This is a genomic window from Enterococcus sp. DIV0170, from assembly GCF_051710765.1.
Lineage (GTDB): Bacteria > Bacillota > Bacilli > Lactobacillales > Enterococcaceae > Enterococcus_A > Enterococcus_A raffinosus.
In genome coordinates this window covers 742,305-759,216 of sequence record NZ_JBIOLG010000002.1, presented here as the reverse complement: position 1 = coordinate 759,216, position 16,912 = coordinate 742,305, and the positions used below count along the sequence as shown (strand labels likewise).

Genomic DNA, 16,912 nt, shown 5'->3' with positions numbered 1-16,912 from the left:
TCAGGCGAGTAAAAGAGGAAAGTTAGTTAATTTTTCCCTTTGCTCGATTGTAAAAGAACATATGCAATAACTATATTTCCCATTTTGATAAATCAACTGTTTATTAAATGTATTCCAAAAAATGGGAGAAAATATTACTTGAAAAAAATACTTTAAATCGGAATTGTAGAGCACCTTAGCTGACTGCTTATAAAAGGTAGTTCAAAGAATTAGTTGGAGGTGAAAAAATGAAGAAGAATGCAGTTGTTTATTGCGTTACAGGTTCGCACATACAGCTAACAGCAGTATCAATCGCTTCAATTGTAAAAAATTATAAAAGTAAAGAATCGATAGACTTAGTGATTATTGTGGACAAACTAAATAATAACGATATTTTAAAATTAAAAAATATTTCAAAATTGTATGGAGATAAAAATATTTCAATTAATATTTGGTATCCACCTGAAATGGTCAAAAGCATAAGGAATTACGAAAATGCGCGTTTTCCAGAAGTTACGTTGTGGCGATTGTTCTTGCCTTCCTACTTAAAGGATTATGACACTCTATTGTATTTAGATAATGATACGTTAATATATGAGGACATTACGCCTTTTTTTAAGCTGGTCTCGGAAGAAAATACAATTGCCGCAGTAAGAGATTTTTATTTTTCAATTATCAGTGAAATAGAAGATAGCGCTAGATACTTTGGGGTCAAGACAATGAAAAATTATTTTAATTCCGGTTTTATCCTATTTAATGTAGAGAAGTTTAACCAGGTGATTCGCCCTGAAGAAATTTTAGATAGGATACATGGTCGTAAATATTTATATCTAGATCAAACAATTTTAAATATTCTTTGTGAAGAAAGTGTCCAGCTGTTGCCCTATGAATACAACTACCAAAAAGATGATCATTGGTTGTTTGGCTGGGCAAAAGAAATGAGCCCAGACAAATTTTTAGAAATCAAAAAAGCACGAAAAAATATAAAAGTACGACACTTTGTTGAATTTGAAAAAAATTCGATGCCGTGGGAACATTTTTCTGTGTGGGATCAATGGGAAAGAGACTTTTGGGATTATCTATATATGATCAAAAAGATGGATTATACAAACTAGTAGATGGAAGAATTGATGATTAGTGAGGAAATTTATGCATACTATTAAAATTACACCAGCAATTAGAGCACATTTTAAAAGACAAGAAATATTTTTCTCAGTCTATCGACAAGAAGGATTGGCAGATGGTCACTATTTAACAATCGATGACTCTTTTTTTATGGAGAGCAATTGTTTATATACAGTGGATTCTTTTGACAAAACATTGCCAACGATGGGGATGTATAGCTATTCTGCGAGTATGCTTTCTTCAAAAACTACCGTTGGAAGATATTGTTCCATTGCTCCAAACGTTAGAATCATGTCAGCGCAACACCCTTTAACTCGATTCACCACTTCTCCAGTAACCATTTCTGGAGAAATTATTGGTCAATCATGGGACTTTGATATCAAAGCTCAAAGTGGCGGATTTACTCAAATTCCTTTTAATCAACACAAATTCAATGAAACCGGAATAATTGTTGGAAATGATGTATGGATTGGACAAGACGTATTATTGAAATCAGGTATCTGTGTTGGTACTGGTTCAGTAATTGCTGCTGGTTCAGTAGTAACCAAAGACGTTCCTCCATATGCCATCGTTGGAGGAGTACCTGCGAAGGTCATCCGTTGTCGATTTAAGGAGGATATCTGTCGTCGTTTATTGAAATTGAAGTGGTGGGAATATCCATTCTGGAATTGTTCTGCGATCTCTGGAAATGAGCCGGTAGACTCTTTTATTGATAAACTCTCTGCTTGGATTGATCAAGAAGCAATTGAAGCGATTCGACCAAAACGTTTGACCGCTGCAGAATTCATTCGTTTGTCTTCTGAGGTAGTTGAGTAAAAAAATTTCGTTAAGCAAATAAAAGAGTGGCCAATTATCTAGATAACTGGTCACTCTTTTATAAATAGAAGCTATAAACTTTTTTTCTTTTCTAAATGATGGAAAAAGGCGCCTGCTCCGAACACTGTGGCAAAACCAAGTATTGATAATTCAGCGCTCACTTTGTTTGATTCACCTGTTTTAGGAAGTTCGTTTCCTGTACCTCCAGAAGTTTTTGCATTTGTAGAAGCTGTTGTATTTTTAGAACTGGAACCACCGCTATTTGAAGAAGTCTTTGTTCCTGCCACGGAGGATTTCTTTCCAGTAGTAGTGCTACTTGCTGTTGTTTTTTTGCTTAAAGCAGTACTTCCACTAGTTGAATTGGAAGTGCTTAAGCTATCTGAAGCAGAGGTAGATGTACTTTCACTCCAATATTCACTCAGAATTTCAGAGTTACGAGTACTTGAACTTTCACTATTTACAGCCGAATTTTTTTCAGACGAACTTTCGCTAAACGATGTAGAGTTACTTTCTGAAGAGCTTTCACTCCAATAATCACTCAAGATTTCAGAATTGATCGTGCTCGTACTTTCACTTACCGAGGTAGAAGAGCTTAAGCTTGCACTTGAAGAGTCAGTCACAGAACCGCTCGTTGATTCGGTTGTTGAAGTACTGGTTGATTCAGTTATAGAGTCGCTACTAGAGGTTGTCGTCGAGGTGCTTGCTGACTCTGTTAGAGAAGCACTAGTTGATTCAGTTGTCGAACTACTAGTTGAAGCACTTGTAGGTGCAGCCATTGAGTTGCTTGTCGACTGTACCGTCGATGAGGCCGGAATCGTGGCTGTATTTCTATTTGCCAATACTTTTTCAGTATCAGCTTCTATTCCAGCATTAGTTTGGGGAGTAGTTTCAGCTGCTTGAGCACTGGAGGAGGCAGCAGTGACTCCGATGACACCACCAACAGCTGTTAAAGTGGCATACATCCAATTTTTCCCATGTTTATTATCTTTATTTTTTCTTTTCATATCCTTTTCTAATTGTTTCCGCATTTCTTTTCGTCCCATATTGTTCAAAAAATCTCCTTTCAAAAAATAATAGATTTTGACGTTGTAAAACAAGTATCTCATAGTTCATTTCATTGGATTTAGAACGTCTCAATATTGGGAAAAATTATTTTTTAATCATAGAAATAGAATAGTATGAAATAAAAGCTACATTCACTTTTGGCGAAGGCACTAGCTAATTTGGTGGCTTTAGAAGAATGGAGATCGATTAAGATGACATCGTATTTAGTAGTAGGAAGTGGCCTATTTGGTGCGGTCTTTGCAGAGCAGATGGCCAATGGTGGAGACAAAGTAACGGTAATCGAAAAAAGAAATCACATTGCTGGCAATATCTACACAGAAGAAATGGAAGGTATTCAGGTTCATAAATATGGAGCACATATTTTTCATACATCGAATAAACGAGTTTGGGACTATATCAATCAGTTCGCGACGTTTAATCGCTTCACCAATACACCGTTAGCAAAAAGCAGAGGATCGTTATACAATTTGCCCTTTAATATGAATACATTCTATGCACTTTGGGGAGTGGAAACCCCAGAGGCAGCCAAAGAAATAATTGCGGATCAAACAAAAGGCTTCAAAAATAAAAAACCTAGAAATTTGGAAGAGCAGGCTCTGTCATTAGTAGGAAAAGATATATATGAGAAGCTAATCAAAGAGTATACAGAAAAACAATGGGGGAGATCCTGTAAGGAGCTGCCAGCCTTCATTATTCGACGGCTTCCTCTCCGATTTACCTTCGATAACAATTATTTCAATGATATTTATCAAGGAATCCCAATTGGCGGGTATACTCAAATCGTTGAAAAAATGCTTGACCATCCCAACATTACCGTTCAACTACAGACTGATTTTATGATCAAGAAACAAGAGTGGTTAAATAAATATGACAGGATCATCTACACAGGTATGATTGATGAATTTTATAATTACTGTTTTGGTGAGTTGGAATATCGGTCGCTTACTTTTGTTCATGAACATTTCCCTATTGATAGTTTTCAAGGGAATGCAGTAGTGAATTATATTGATAAAAAATGCCCTTACACACGTATTATCGAACACAAGCATTTTGAATTCGGGACACAACCAAATACAGTGATCACTAAAGAATACCCGAAACAATGGCTAAGAAGCGAAGAGCCTTATTACCCAATCAATAACGACACCAATCAACAGCTATATCAGAAATATTTAACCTTAGCCCTAAAAAATTCGCAAGTAATTTTCGGTGGTCGGTTAGGAATGTATCAATATTTTGATATGCATCAAGTCATTGAGGAAGCATTGAATCTGGCTCAAAGAGAACTATTAAACTAGAAGCAATAGTATAAAACTTTACTTGATAGACAGTCTATAATAATTTCTATTGAATCTATCCATATGAACATTCAAAGAAAGTGCCCTTTCTATTTCTAGGAAGGACACTTTTTCTTATTTTTATTACGTTAGAGATGAGTTCTTTTTGGATTTTAACGATTATACAAATAAGCAGACAACAGATAGAGTACGGCAATATGGGCAGGGTAGAAGACGTAGAAAAAGTATTTCATTCCCTTTCCCTTTTGGCCGTTGTATAGCATTATTGGGATAATCGCGAAAATCATGATCCATTGAGTTGTTCCTAAAAAGAAATAAATTGCCGCAACGATGGCGATTAATAAACATTGAATTTTTCGATTATTTCTTGAAATGTATAATAATGGAATCAAGAAGACCATAAAATTATTCTCCGCCAAAATTAATGCCGGTAGAAGAGAGGTGATGGCAAGAAACGCCACTTGATTTTGTAATAGTGCTGGACTAGAAAGAATAATTGGAACCAAAAAAGAAAGTAGCGTTGGTAGAATGAACAATAGTACACTTAAACTGATTTTCTTCCAGTTTTTCGCATTTTTTCCGGCAACAAAAAGATCGATAGCGTACATCATCAATGTTCCCACAAAAAGGTCTCTGAAGATATTGTTCATTAAAACGACTTGATCATAACCGACAATTTGTCCTAATGCAAAAGTAAACACGGACATGAGCGCCATTGAGAGAAACAATCTCAACATATAGTTCTTTTTACTGTGGGTATGACTGAATCCGACGACGCTGACAAAAAAGAACAGTGTAGCTACAGGTCTGCCAAACCAATCTAGCCAATCAGGTGCTCCCATTGGCACAAACATTTGATGAATATGATCAATAAACATTAGAACAATTCCTAAAATTTTCAAGTCAAAGGTTGAAAATCCTTTTTTTAAGGTATCAGTATGCAAAAAAAATTCCCCCTAAATATCTAATACTTAAAAGTTAACAATAATCAGCTCGAGGCACCATGGATTTGGATAATAAGCGACTAACGATTTTGTCACAAAGATTTTGTGAAGAGTAAGTCAACGTGATAATAGTTATATTGAGAAATGATGAGGATAAAGGATATTGTTCTCATTACCCGAAAATTTTTTTATAATCATTCCTTCTGGATACTAGATTTTAAGAATAGGCTGATAGGGGAATAGTGCAGCATGAGATAACGGGAATTTAAAATAACTAACATTATATATTAGGAGAATAGTTAATATTCTTATGAGCTGTGATAATCAGCTAAGTTATAGTGATGATTCGTTGTTGTACTATTATTTTAACGATAAAATAATAACTGAGCTAGCTTGTTACATTTTTGAATGCGTTCGCAATCGAATAAAAATTTAGGAGGCTGATTTATGAGGAAATTAAGTCGTTGCTTAGTTGTTTTTAGTGTGTTATTAGGGATGTTTGGTTTTTCAATAAAAGGATTCGCTCACGGATATGTTTCATCTCCTGGAAGCCGTGCGTATCTAGGGACAACTGCTGGTGGAAGGCTCAATCAAAATGTTGGGCGTGCACAATGGGAGCCGCAAAGCATTGAAGCGAAAAAGAATACTTTTATAGAAGGAAAAATTGCAAGTGCAGGAGTGAGCGGGTTTGAGCCGCTGGATGATCAAACAATGTCACGATGGCATAAAAACACTATTTCTACAGGAAGTTTAAGTATCACTTGGTATTTGACCGCACCCCATAGAACAAGTACGTGGGATTATTACATCACCAAGCCAGGGTGGAACCCTAACAATCCTTTGAAAATCAGTGATTTTGAACAGATCAAACAGATCGATGATCATGGTGCTGTACCACAAAAGATTGTGAATCAAAAAATTAAAATTCCTTCGAATCGAAAAGGCTACAATATTATTCTAGCTGTCTGGAATATTAGCGATACGACGAATGCTTTTTATCAAGTAATCGACGTAAATATACGATAATTTTACAAAAAGGAGAGTACACTGGGTTCCTTGTACTCTCCTTATAGTTTTTACAATTTTAGTGTTTATTCGTAATTTGATGAAGTGAATTCATTTTTTCAAGCGCCGCTCGAATTTTTCTTCTGGAGATCATACAAGAATGATTTTTGTCAAAATAGACAAGACCTTCTGAACGATTGATTTCCGCGATATTTTCAAGGTTAACGACAAATGAGCGGTGAATTTTAAAAAAGCGAGTATCCAGTTTTTCAATTTCATCAAGTGTAGCATAGAAATTGACTAAACGAGATTTACAGATAAGGCGTAACTTATGAGAAATTTCAGTGGTCTCAAAATAAAGGATATCTGAAAAAGGCACCTGAAAGCTGGTGTGCTGATTATTAAACATAAATATCTCTTCTTTTTTCCCCGAAGATTGCGTGTGCAAGAGGTGCTTAAAGCAGTCTTGTACATGCTGCTTTAGATCATCAACGGGACTGTTCTTTGCAATAAAATCAAAGGCTGAAACCTTGTAAGCATAAGTGACCGGCGCAAACTCAGAATGGGTAGTGATAAACGCTATGACGCCTTGGGGATCAATTTGCCGAATCTCGCTGGCAATCTCTAATCCTTTTTTCTGCTCACCATCAAGCTCGATATCCAAAAAATAAATATTCTGATCGACTGTTTCTTGGACCTTTTCTAAAAGATAGTCTGGTCTAGCGGTAGTAATGAGGGAATTAGCCGACCAGCGATTTTCCACTAAGATTTCTCGAATGATCAATTCTAGCCTTTGCTGCTGCAGAATGTCATCCTCTAATAAGAAAATATTCATCGTGGAAGCTCCTCCTTAATAATCAAGACCTGTCGAAACACGCCTGTTTGAAATTCGGTTTGTAATGAGAGATTCATGTAGCTTTGAAGAATCGTTTGCACAGTAGCTAGACCTAAACCACGACCTTTACCTTTTGTTGAATAGCCTTTTTTGAATACTTTAGTAATATCAATCACTTCGTTTGGACAAGAATTCTCAATCAGAAGCTTTACTTCATTATCTTCAGCATTATTTAAAAAGACAATGGTTAGAAAAGGATTTTCTGATTTTTCTGCCGCTTCAATCGCGTTGTCCAATAAAATAGAAGTTATTCGTACATAGTCTAAAATATCGATGGGTTCATCTTGAATCACATCGTCAATTTCCAAATGAACAGGGATATTTTTTTGCCACGCCTGAATGACATGAGTAGATATGATTCCTTTAATCGGCAAGGTTTTTAAATTGTCCAATTTGGCTAACGAGTAATGCTCATCCTCTAATACAATACCTTCTTTATTCAAGATAGTATTATACGTATCTTCAATCACAGCAAGATCCTTTGTTTTAATACTTTCATTCAAGCTAATAAGAACATTTTGATAATCATGACGGAAGCTGCGAAGTTCGCTATACATGGTTTCTATTTGCTGAACGTAAGAGGTAAGATCCGCTAACTGATTGTCCTTTAGCTGTTGAATCCTCTGTTTGTCTAGTTGGCGAGTTTTTCTATTTAAATAAACGACTAGCAAAACGATTATCAAGATAAAAAAAGCAATCAAATATTTTCGAATGGGATTTTCATCAATTAATAGATACTGTTCAATCCAATAGTTTCCGAATTGAATAACGTAACAAAGAGTCAATAAAATGTTTATCAATAATAGAAAGGACTGATTAACATTATCTTGGTTTTCCTCTAAAAAAACAATACTTGGTCTGATTAAGTGTAAAAGAATTAGATTGAAAATGACTGAAAAAATCGGAGATATAGACATATTAATCAGATACATATGTTGATTAAATATGTCCTCACCGATAAAAAAAAGTATTGTTGAATTCATGGTATAAGCGAATACACTATAAGAAAATATTGTGTATATGCTATAAAACCAAATCATATTATTATTGAGATCTTTATTGAGTTTTTTTCCTATAAAAAGAAAGTAAAAAAAGATCAATAAAAAAATCCCGTAATTAAACATAAAGTAAGTAATAATTGAAAGTACGGGAAGTAAAATAATCATTTTCAAAGGAAGTCGTTTATTTACAACTTTAGAATAGATGAGCAATTGTGCCATACATTCTACAAAGGAAGCAAAGATGACTGGCAAAAAAACCAAGCTATCCATTTTTCTTCTTTAAATTTTTTAGTTTTGGATTTTCAGGTTCGTAACCAAAGAGGAAACATGGTCGATCAAGTAATGCAATAGCAGTTACGATAAGAATTCTTGAAATGTTCTGAAACAATTGACTATGGTTGAACTTGATATTTTTCATAATTTTTATAGCTCCTTTTATTTATTTTATAAAATAGTGGATGAATCATAATGATTTCCACAAACAACCCAGTTAATAGAAGTGTCCTAATGTCATTTTTAACGAAGAACATGGCGATAACAACTAGAGCAAATGCGGTGCAAGTGGCAAGAATTTTCCTTTTTTTACGCTCACTTACACTGACTAAAGGATTCTTTTCTGTATCAGCTGGCGCATAGAGCGCCGTGTTGAATAAAACAAACAGCGCTAAGATTAATGACCAGTTACTGTTTAATATAAAACCAGTATGTTGAAAAATCAATGGTATTCCCACAAAGCTAAATAGACTAAAAAGCGAGCAATTGAGTGACGACTTCGCGTGCCAACCACCAGCCTGCCATCGTAAAAGAACATAAGCTAAATTCATCACAAATGTTTCAAAAATCACACCTAAGAGAAACGCTACAACGTAGACCTGGATACTTTTAAAAATATTGATGAACAAAAGTTCTAGTGAGTAGGCGACATTTTCGTATTCGTCTTCGGACATGTGGCTTCGCGCATGAATTTTATTTAATAGAAACAACGTGAAATTGTGTGTCATGATTTACACCTCTTGTAAATAAACGCTCAGTATTGTTCGATTGTAATCCATTTGCTTCCTAACTACAATGTAAAATTTAATTTTTATTAGACAGTTAAGCGTTTTGCTCGGTAAGTAGAAAATTTTTCAATGAATCCTTCAACGGTGCGTACTTTCTTCTTGAAAAAGGACAGCTGCTATTCGAATAATCATCTAAAAAATAAACACGTCTTTCGTATTTATTAATCTCTTTGATTGATAATAGGTTAACAATAAATGAGCGATGACAACGAAATAGCCAGTTCCAATTGGAATCCTCAAAGTCGTTGAGGTCGCCTTTGCAGTAGTATTTTTCATTTTTTGTGATAAAGCATAGGGAATGGTCTTTGGCAGAGTCCACAGTAATATAAAGTAATTCGGCTGCTTGAATAATGACTGTTCCTTTTTTTGATTCTAAAACAATTGATGTTCTCATAAGTCGAACCTCCTTAATAACTATTTTAAGTACTTTTTTTGATTTGATAAGGGCTATAGCGTAAACGGTCGATAATCAATCGTTAATGGTGACTGAAAGTTCTGGAATGCGTTTAAGGTGAAAAACTGACCGTTGAGGATATCTTTGTTTTTTTTATGATGAATTACAAATATAGTTATTATTAATATAAAAAGTTATATAGGTAACTAAAAATTAATCGCTAAAAAAGTAGGGGTGAAAAAATCAAGTAATTCCTGTACAATCATTTGTGACGGATGGTTATTTTATAGAAAATGAAACTATTTATTAAACCAAGGATTTTGGTTTGTTAATTAAGCAATTTCGTTTATTATAAGCTGTTCCGATATCAAAAATACAAAAAACAGGAGTTATTTTATGAAGGATACTACAACATTACGTTTATTTAGCACTTCTTTATGCCTATTAAGTTTCATTGCTTTTGCTGCTACAGATAGTGTACGAGCAGAGGGAACGGTGGAAACTAGTCATACGAGTAGTATGACAATACAGTCTGAAACAGCGGAGAGTGAACCAAAAAATACAGCAGAGAGACTTTCTGAAAAGGAGCAGGCGCTAAAGGCTGGTTACACGGAACAGCAATTTGATCAAATTATGAGTATTCCTCAATTAGAAACGGCTTCTATGTCGCCGATGAGCCGAGCAACTGGTCAACAGAATGCGGTAGTTTCTAATGCCAAAGCGCAAATTGGCAAGCCTTATGCTTGGGGAGCTTCTGGGCCGAATGCGTTTGATTGTGGTGGTTTAGTGAAATATGTGTACAAGCAGGCGGTGAATGTTGACTTGCCGATGGGGACGATCAATCAAGAAAAGTATGGGGAAGAAGCAAGTTTGAAGTCCTTAGAACCAGGAGATCTGCTTTTTTATGGTAGTCGAGGCGCCACTTATCATGTTGGCCTCTACATTGGCAACAATCAAATGATCCATTCTCCTCAGCCAGGTCAAACGGTTACCGCGGTAGATATTAATTATTTTTATCCAACGTTTGCTAGAAGAATCTTGAAATCATCGGGCACGAATCCAAATGTTTATCCATCTACAGAAGGGCAAGCGGCAAATGAGCGATTCATTTTTAGAATGTATAACAAGAATGCAGGGCATCATCACTACACACAGCTGACTAGTGAAGCGATTAACCTGATCAATGTTGGTTGGAACTACGAAGGTGTCGGTTGGGTGTCTCCTGCAACAGGAGCTTCTGTCTATCGAATGTACAATCCTAATAACGGCAGACATCACTATACGCCACATGTATTTGAGAAGAATGATCTAGTTAAGGCTGGTTGGAAGTATGAAGGAGTATCCTGGTTATCAGGAGGAACTGTACCGGTCTATCGTTTATATAATCCTCACGCTGCACCTAAAGAAGACAGTCATCACTACACGCCGTTGTCTTCTGAAAGAGATAGTTTGGTGAAAGCCGGGTGGAGGTCGGAAGGGACCGCTTGGTATGCAGCAAGGATATTAAACTAAACGGATCTTCGTGTTTGGACAACATCTTTGTAAAAAGAATTTTACTTGTCACCCCCATGTACATCCCGCCCAACGACCTAAATCGTTGGGCTTTTTCTGTACACTTTCTTGATCAAGGGGCTCATTTTGTAATCTCAAACGAAAAATGCTAAAATAAGAACAAACGTTCGTTTTTCTGTAGGAGGGATAGAATGAGACAAGGATCAATTTTTGAAAGAGGAAGAGAAGAAACCGAGCCTTTAGCTACACGTGTGCGACCGGAGACTTTGGATGAATTTGTGGGACAGAAACATTTATTGGGGAGGGAGAAACTACTGCGAGAAATCATCGAAAATGACCGTGTGTCGTCAATGATCTTCTGGGGCCCTCCAGGTGTGGGCAAGACAACCTTAGCTCGGATCATTGCGAATCAGACGAAGTCAGAATTTATTAATTTCAGTGCGGTGACAAGCGGGATTAAGGAAATAAAGACGGTGATGAAGGAAGCTGAACAAAACAAAGCTTATGGGGTAAAAACGATTGTATTCGTGGATGAAATCCATCGCTTCAACAAAGCACAACAAGATGCTTTTTTACCATATGTGGAGAATGGCAGTATTATTCTAATTGGTGCTACCACAGAAAATCCCTCATTCGAAATCAATTCAGCGTTATTATCTAGAAGCAAAGTTTTTGTATTGAATCAGCTAGAGGACACAGATATTTTGCGTCTATTGAAACAAGCGATCGATAGTCCGCGAGGGTTTCCTAAGCTTAAATTTAAGATGGACGATGAAGTACTGGATTCCATCGCAAAATATGCCAATGGAGACGCCAGAGTGGCGCTGAATACATTGGAAATGGCAGTTCTTAACGGAGAGAAGGAAGCAAGTACCGTTACCCTCAAAGAGGAGAAACTACTCGATCTGATTGAAAGAAAATCGTTTCTCTACGATAAAAAAGGCGAGGAACATTACAACACCATCTCTGCTTTGCATAAATCGATGCGCAATAGCGATGTGGACGCAGCGATTTATTGGCTGGCAAGAATGGTTGAATCTGGTGAAGATCCATTGTTTATTGCTAGACGTCTCGTTCGATTTGCCAGCGAAGACATCGGTTTGGCAGACATCAGAGCTTTAGAGTTAGCGAATACAGTTTTTCAGTCCTGCCAATTTATCGGTTTGCCTGAATGCAATGTTCATTTGACACAGGCAGTTATTTACTTATCTTTGGCCCCTAAATCCAACGCCGTATACGCTGCTTATGAGTCAGCCAAAAAGGATGTCTATGAGACATGGAATGAGCCAGTTCCCTTGGTTATTCGCAATGCCCCTACGAAGCTAATGAAAGACCTACACTACGGAGAAGATTATCAATACGCCCACAGTTCCGAAGACAAACTGACCTCTATGAAGACAATGCCGCCTTCTTTAGAAGGGCATAAGTATTATCTGCCAACCATGCAAGGAAACGAAAAGCGATTCAAAGAGCGTAAAGAAGCCATTGAGAAGTGGCATTTGGAGAATGATGAATAAAAACATTGCAGTTTCAACTGTATGATACACTTTTCGTGACGATTCCCAAGAAATTCTTAAGCAGCAAGCAACGTTCATGATGGAAATCAGACCTTTTAGGATAGTTTGCTCCTATTGAAACGGTTTTCTTTTATAGTTTAAATAAATGTGTATAAAAGTGAGGGAGAGCTGGTTGGTAAGACGTTTAACAGGAATAACGAAGTATTTTAGTCAACTAGACAAAGAATTATATAAATTTGGTCAGCTCTTTCAAAGGTTGACAAAAAGGCAAAGGCAGCTAGTCATTTGTTTGGCAGTTCTTTGTGCTATTTCCCTGATGAGCTTTATCAATGCACAAGTGGAAAATAATGCCGCTTGGCTGGAAGGAACATGGGCTCATCGTTCTGAGCAATACGCGATTAAGGCGAAAAATAAGACATGCAGATCGTGGGATGTTAAACAAAATGGCTATATCCTTATGAGAGATGCACAAATCGCGACCAATTCTTCTGTAAAAAGGATCGTATTAGCACGAAGCGGCAGCAATACGGAGTATCATATTTTAAAACTGGACAAGGAACATCTGATAATACAGATATTCAATAACCAGAAGAAGATAAAAGAAATGAAGCTGCATAAGATTAAATAGAAAGAGTACTTGAATATAACTTGATTCTAATTACGCTTTGTCTTTTCAACTTCAACTATTTTAAATAAAATGTTTCCCAATCCCCGACATTCATAAAAAGGAGAATGTCGGAGATTTAATCGAGAAAAACTGAAAGCATAGCGGCAAAATTTAGCTAGAGTCATGTCCTTTTTGTGCTTCTTCTTCATTTTTTGTTCTATTACGAATCCAAGAGACCAACCCTTTTATAGTCTCCATAGGCTTCAAAGAAGGAAGCAAGGAATCCCTAGTAATCCTGACAGGAGGAGGATTTTCATCGGACCGTTTTTTTACTACTGTCATTGACGGCGGTTTTATTTTTGGAACAGGTGTAAATGAATGTTGCATTAACTGTTCATTTTTTAGAGCTTCTGTTGATTTTACAGGAGCTTCTTCATTTTTTTTCAACAGTGCTTCTGCTTTTGCGGCTGAAGGTTCGACATTTCTGTAGTCGTTCGTTTTAGTTTCCTTCTCTATATCAAAAATCTCGGTTTCTTTAGTAGTGACAATCTTTGCTGTTACCACTTTATCAAAGAGCTTTATACCATTTTCTTCAAAAATATCTAAGGAAGTCAAAAGGTTGCAGGCTTCCTTGATAACGGGGATCGGTAAATCCTTCTTCAAATTCTTGTATGTCCAGTCGTGTTTTTTTCCTAGACCATTCGTAAAAGTCGCAACTAAATCCTGTTTCATATGATTGTTTTCCTTTCTTATTTTTTATCTGGCTAGAGTGCCTTCCTATCAGGGTTCGGTTGTTTCAGAAGGGCGAACTTTAGAAATAAGGGAATGGACAAGTGATACGGCTTTTTCACCGAAGTTACGGATGGGGAAAAGCTTAAGCTTTAACGCTTTCCATTCAGGAGCCATAAAATAATCTTGAAAATAATAGAAGAAGCGTTTCATGGTACGAGTCGCTTTGGTACTCATAAAAATCTCATGAACGAGATCCTTTAAGATAAGGGCGAATTCCTCAGCACCAAGTTGATGGCGTATGCGTAAAGTCAAGATGTATTTGATGGTTAAACTGCTGTTTTGAGTTGTGTAATAGTATTCTTTAATTCGTTTTTCAAGTGTTGTTGGTCTTAGGTTAAATAGTTGACGGTAAGTCAATGTCTGATCAATCACAGGTAAATCCTCCATTTCATATAATTCTTCTTATCGGCCGATGGCATAAAGATAAAGCACAAATGCAAACTAGGTCAAACCTTAGAAAATTACATGAAGGGGGCAATTTTGCAGGGGAAATGCGCATTATTTTTGAAGAATCCTCGTATAAGAGGCTTTAGCAAAAAGTAGAGAGAAAAAAACTGTAAAATTCAGCCCCCAATGCAATTTTCAGTACTTTGACAACGATGAGCTTTTATGCTTTCCGCATTATTCTTGATATGAAGAGGATTTGGGTTTTCTTACTGCGAGGATTCAAGAAGAGAAAGAAAGTGTAAATTTGTTCACCTTAATGTTTTCTTAATAATTAGTCGGTGTGAGAAAGGATAGCTCTCTTATTCTAAAACCTGTATGATGGAGGTAGATCTTTTAACAAATACAAGAAAAGCAGGTGTAGCGATGAAGAGCAATCCATTAGAAGGTAGGAGCGCGAAAATTCTATTTGATTCAGGACTTCAATTTCGCATTGATTTTTTACAGGACAATCAATTGCGATGGACATCTATCCGGCAAGAAGACGCCGGAGCAACAGATATTGAAACAATCCATGTCGAGCAATATCCAGGGGGGATTTTTTCCGTTGATTGGATAGAAGAGTCCGGCTTATGCGTTTCCTATACGATTGATACCTTGAATCATTACGTCAAAAGCTTTATGACTTTTCCAGATAAGAAGTACCGCGGAGCCAGGAGACCATTTACACATGAAGGACCGTTCCATTTTATCAGTGAAGATGGGAAGTCAGATTCAGAAGGTCAATAGAATTAACAAGAAGCCAAAGAAAATTTTTTCTTTGGTTTTTCTCTTTATCTTATGAACACTAAGTCTATTAAAAGAATTTGTCAGGCGGCAAGCCTACTAATGAATCGGAAATAATAACAACTTATTAGAAAGAGCATTTAGAATAAAAACAAAGCAGATCAGTTATTTTGAAATCTCCATGAGTGGAAGGATGGTAACCAAGGCAGTACGTTTGAAATGCCTTTTCCGCAAAAATATGGTAGCGTCGAATGAGAGAATCAATCAGTTGAAGGAGGCATTTTATGAAGACAGTAATGTGGTTTCGACGGGATTTACGTATACAGGATAACAAAGCTTTGTATCATGCGATTCAGGATTTAACAGATACGGACGAGTTGGTTCTGTTATTTCAAGTCAACCCGAACCAGTTTTTGGAAGATAGCAAAAACCATCAAGCTTTTTTTGCCAGCGTAAAGCAATTTAAGGAGACGATCGACCAAACAAGTCATCTTCACATTCAATATGGCGATCCAGCAGAGCTGTTCAGAAAATTAAAGGAGGCTTTACCAGATTGGAGGAGGGTCTACTTTAACGAGGATACGACAGGTTATGGTGCTATTCGCGACGCGGAAGCAAAGGCGTTCTTTAAACAAAACGACATCGAGTATTTTCGTTTTCAAGATCATTATCTGCATGGTGCTGGAGAAATAAAAAATCAGCAGGGAGAATACTACAAAGTTTTCACTCCCTATTACAACAAATGGAAGGAACGTGTCAAGGAAACACCAGTTGCGGTATCATTCGAACCAGATTTAATTTACTCAAAGCCGTTGTTTTTAGACGATGAAAAAATATTTGAGGATTTTGTTTCGAGCTTTCCTAGGGATACCGAGATTGGTGAGGAAGCAGCAAAACGTCAGTTGAAAAAATTTGTAAAAAAATATCTCGCAAACTACGAAAAGGCGCGTGATATTCCTAGCTTAGATCAAACAAGCCATCTATCTCGCTATCTCCGTACAGGAGAGCTATCGGTTCGTACAGTGTGGCAGGTTTTACAGGATGAAAAGGTAACGCAGGGGAGCCGAACCTTTGAAAAAGAATTGTGCTGGCGAGATTTCTACAACATGATTTATACCAATGCACCTCGCCAAAAAAAAGAACCGATTCAAGCTCAGTTTCGATTCATTCAATGGGAAAATGATCAAGAAAAATTTGAAAAGTGGCAGCAAGGGAATACGGGTTTTCCGATCGTCGACGCGGCGATGCGTCAGCTAAATGAAACCGGCTGGATGCACAATCGTTTGAGAATGATTACGGCATCCTTCTTAACCAAAGATATGTTGATTGATTGGCGTTGGGGAGAACGTTATTTTCAGAAAATGCTGATCGATTATGACCCTGCCAGTAACATAGGAGGCTGGCAATGGGCGGCTTCCACTGGAACGGATGCTGTTCCATATTTTCGCGTGTTTAACCCTACAACACAATCGGAAAAATTTGATCCAGAGGGAAAATTTATCAGAAAATACGTAAAGGAACTAGTAGCATTGCCTAATAATTGGATTCATCAGCCAGAAAAGCTGACAAAAGAGGAGCAGGAAGAGTTCGGTGTAATTTTAGGTGAGGATTATCCATTGCCTATTGTTGATCATAAGGATCGTCGGAAGAAGGCGATCGCTAAATATGAAGCGAGTAAAGAATACGCTCGTGAGGTACAAGAGCATGAAGATATCTAATTGAATAGAATGG

General features: G+C 36.8%; 17 protein-coding genes. 9 read left to right on the top strand and 8 right to left on the bottom strand.

Features of this window, described 5'->3' with window-relative positions; translation table 11 throughout:
- Positions 1-227: 227 nt before the first annotated feature.
- Together IGI50_RS19285 and IGI50_RS19280 are read left to right on the top strand one after the other, a co-directional pair.
- Positions 228-1,094 carry a glycosyltransferase family 8 protein gene (locus IGI50_RS19285; RefSeq protein WP_438778165.1) on the top strand — a complete coding sequence of 289 codons (867 nt, stop codon included), beginning with the start codon at positions 228-230 and terminating at the stop codon, positions 1,092-1,094.
- Positions 1,095-1,128: 34 nt separating this feature from the next.
- Positions 1,129-1,920, top strand: coding sequence for a CatB-related O-acetyltransferase (locus IGI50_RS19280; RefSeq protein ID WP_070537545.1), 792 nt, complete (start codon positions 1,129-1,131; stop codon positions 1,918-1,920).
- Positions 1,921-1,991: 71 nt separating this feature from the next.
- Here IGI50_RS19280 and IGI50_RS19275 read toward each other — a convergent pair whose 3' ends face one another.
- A complete protein-coding gene (locus IGI50_RS19275) occupies positions 1,992-2,948 on the bottom strand; it encodes a hypothetical protein (protein WP_438778164.1) in 957 nt (318 codons plus the stop codon).
- A gap of 228 nt (positions 2,949-3,176) precedes the next feature.
- On the opposite strand from IGI50_RS19275, the gene glf reads away from it, so the two are divergent.
- Entirely contained in the window at positions 3,177-4,283 is a 1,107-nt protein-coding gene (gene glf / locus IGI50_RS19270) for a UDP-galactopyranose mutase (RefSeq protein WP_070510116.1), read from the top strand.
- 152 nt (positions 4,284-4,435) lie between these two features.
- Here glf and IGI50_RS19265 read toward each other — a convergent pair whose 3' ends face one another.
- Positions 4,436-5,227, bottom strand: coding sequence for a TraX family protein (locus tag IGI50_RS19265; protein WP_070510113.1), 792 nt, complete (start codon positions 5,225-5,227; stop codon positions 4,436-4,438).
- Between the two features lie 447 nt (positions 5,228-5,674).
- On the opposite strand from IGI50_RS19265, the gene IGI50_RS19260 reads away from it, so the two are divergent.
- Positions 5,675-6,253, top strand: a complete 579-nt coding sequence (locus tag IGI50_RS19260) for a lytic polysaccharide monooxygenase auxiliary activity family 9 protein (protein ID WP_438778163.1) — start codon at positions 5,675-5,677, stop codon at positions 6,251-6,253.
- A gap of 58 nt (positions 6,254-6,311) precedes the next feature.
- Here IGI50_RS19260 and IGI50_RS19255 read toward each other — a convergent pair whose 3' ends face one another.
- From IGI50_RS19255 to IGI50_RS19240, 4 genes are all read right to left on the bottom strand, one after another.
- Positions 6,312-7,067 (bottom strand): LytR/AlgR family response regulator transcription factor, encoded by a 756-nt coding sequence (locus IGI50_RS19255; protein ID WP_070537547.1) that lies wholly within the window; start codon positions 7,065-7,067, stop codon positions 6,312-6,314.
- Positions 7,064-8,059: a sensor histidine kinase gene (locus IGI50_RS19250; protein WP_438778162.1), complete on the bottom strand. Its 996-nt coding sequence runs from the start codon at positions 8,057-8,059 to the stop codon at positions 7,064-7,066. Before IGI50_RS19250 ends, IGI50_RS19255 begins: the two co-directional genes overlap by 4 nt.
- A 461-nt stretch (positions 8,060-8,520) precedes the next feature.
- Positions 8,521-9,129 (bottom strand): accessory gene regulator AgrB, encoded by a 609-nt coding sequence (locus IGI50_RS19245; protein ID WP_438778161.1) that lies wholly within the window; start codon positions 9,127-9,129, stop codon positions 8,521-8,523.
- Positions 9,130-9,223: 94 nt separating this feature from the next.
- Entirely contained in the window at positions 9,224-9,583 is a 360-nt protein-coding gene (locus tag IGI50_RS19240; RefSeq protein WP_438778160.1) for a LytTR family DNA-binding domain-containing protein, read from the bottom strand.
- 396 nt (positions 9,584-9,979) lie between these two features.
- On the opposite strand from IGI50_RS19240, the gene IGI50_RS19235 reads away from it, so the two are divergent.
- From IGI50_RS19235 to IGI50_RS19225, 3 genes are all read left to right on the top strand, one after another.
- A complete protein-coding gene (locus IGI50_RS19235) occupies positions 9,980-11,095 on the top strand; it encodes an NlpC/P60 family protein (protein WP_438778159.1) in 1,116 nt (371 codons plus the stop codon).
- A gap of 191 nt (positions 11,096-11,286) precedes the next feature.
- Positions 11,287-12,612: a replication-associated recombination protein A gene (locus IGI50_RS19230; RefSeq protein ID WP_438778158.1), complete on the top strand. Its 1,326-nt coding sequence runs from the start codon at positions 11,287-11,289 to the stop codon at positions 12,610-12,612.
- Between the two features lie 172 nt (positions 12,613-12,784).
- On the top strand, positions 12,785-13,240 hold the full coding sequence (locus IGI50_RS19225; RefSeq protein WP_438778157.1) for a hypothetical protein: 456 nt from the start codon (positions 12,785-12,787) through the stop codon (positions 13,238-13,240).
- A gap of 150 nt (positions 13,241-13,390) precedes the next feature.
- On the opposite strand, the gene IGI50_RS19220 is transcribed toward IGI50_RS19225, so the two are convergent.
- Together IGI50_RS19220 and IGI50_RS19215 are read right to left on the bottom strand one after the other, a co-directional pair.
- Complete coding sequence (locus IGI50_RS19220; protein ID WP_438778156.1) at positions 13,391-13,951, bottom strand: DUF2922 family protein; 561 nt, start codon at positions 13,949-13,951, stop codon at positions 13,391-13,393.
- Positions 13,952-13,999: 48 nt separating this feature from the next.
- Positions 14,000-14,398: a hypothetical protein gene (locus IGI50_RS19215; RefSeq protein WP_438778155.1), complete on the bottom strand. Its 399-nt coding sequence runs from the start codon at positions 14,396-14,398 to the stop codon at positions 14,000-14,002.
- 423 nt (positions 14,399-14,821) lie between these two features.
- On the opposite strand from IGI50_RS19215, the gene IGI50_RS19210 reads away from it, so the two are divergent.
- Together IGI50_RS19210 and IGI50_RS19205 are read left to right on the top strand one after the other, a co-directional pair.
- On the top strand, positions 14,822-15,184 hold the full coding sequence (locus tag IGI50_RS19210; protein ID WP_070510157.1) for a MoaF-related domain-containing protein: 363 nt from the start codon (positions 14,822-14,824) through the stop codon (positions 15,182-15,184).
- Positions 15,185-15,465: 281 nt separating this feature from the next.
- The gene (locus IGI50_RS19205) at positions 15,466-16,899 is read left to right on the top strand and encodes a cryptochrome/photolyase family protein (RefSeq protein ID WP_070510092.1); all 1,434 of its coding nucleotides are present in this window, start codon (positions 15,466-15,468) and stop codon (positions 16,897-16,899) included.
- Positions 16,900-16,912: the final 13 nt, after the last annotated feature.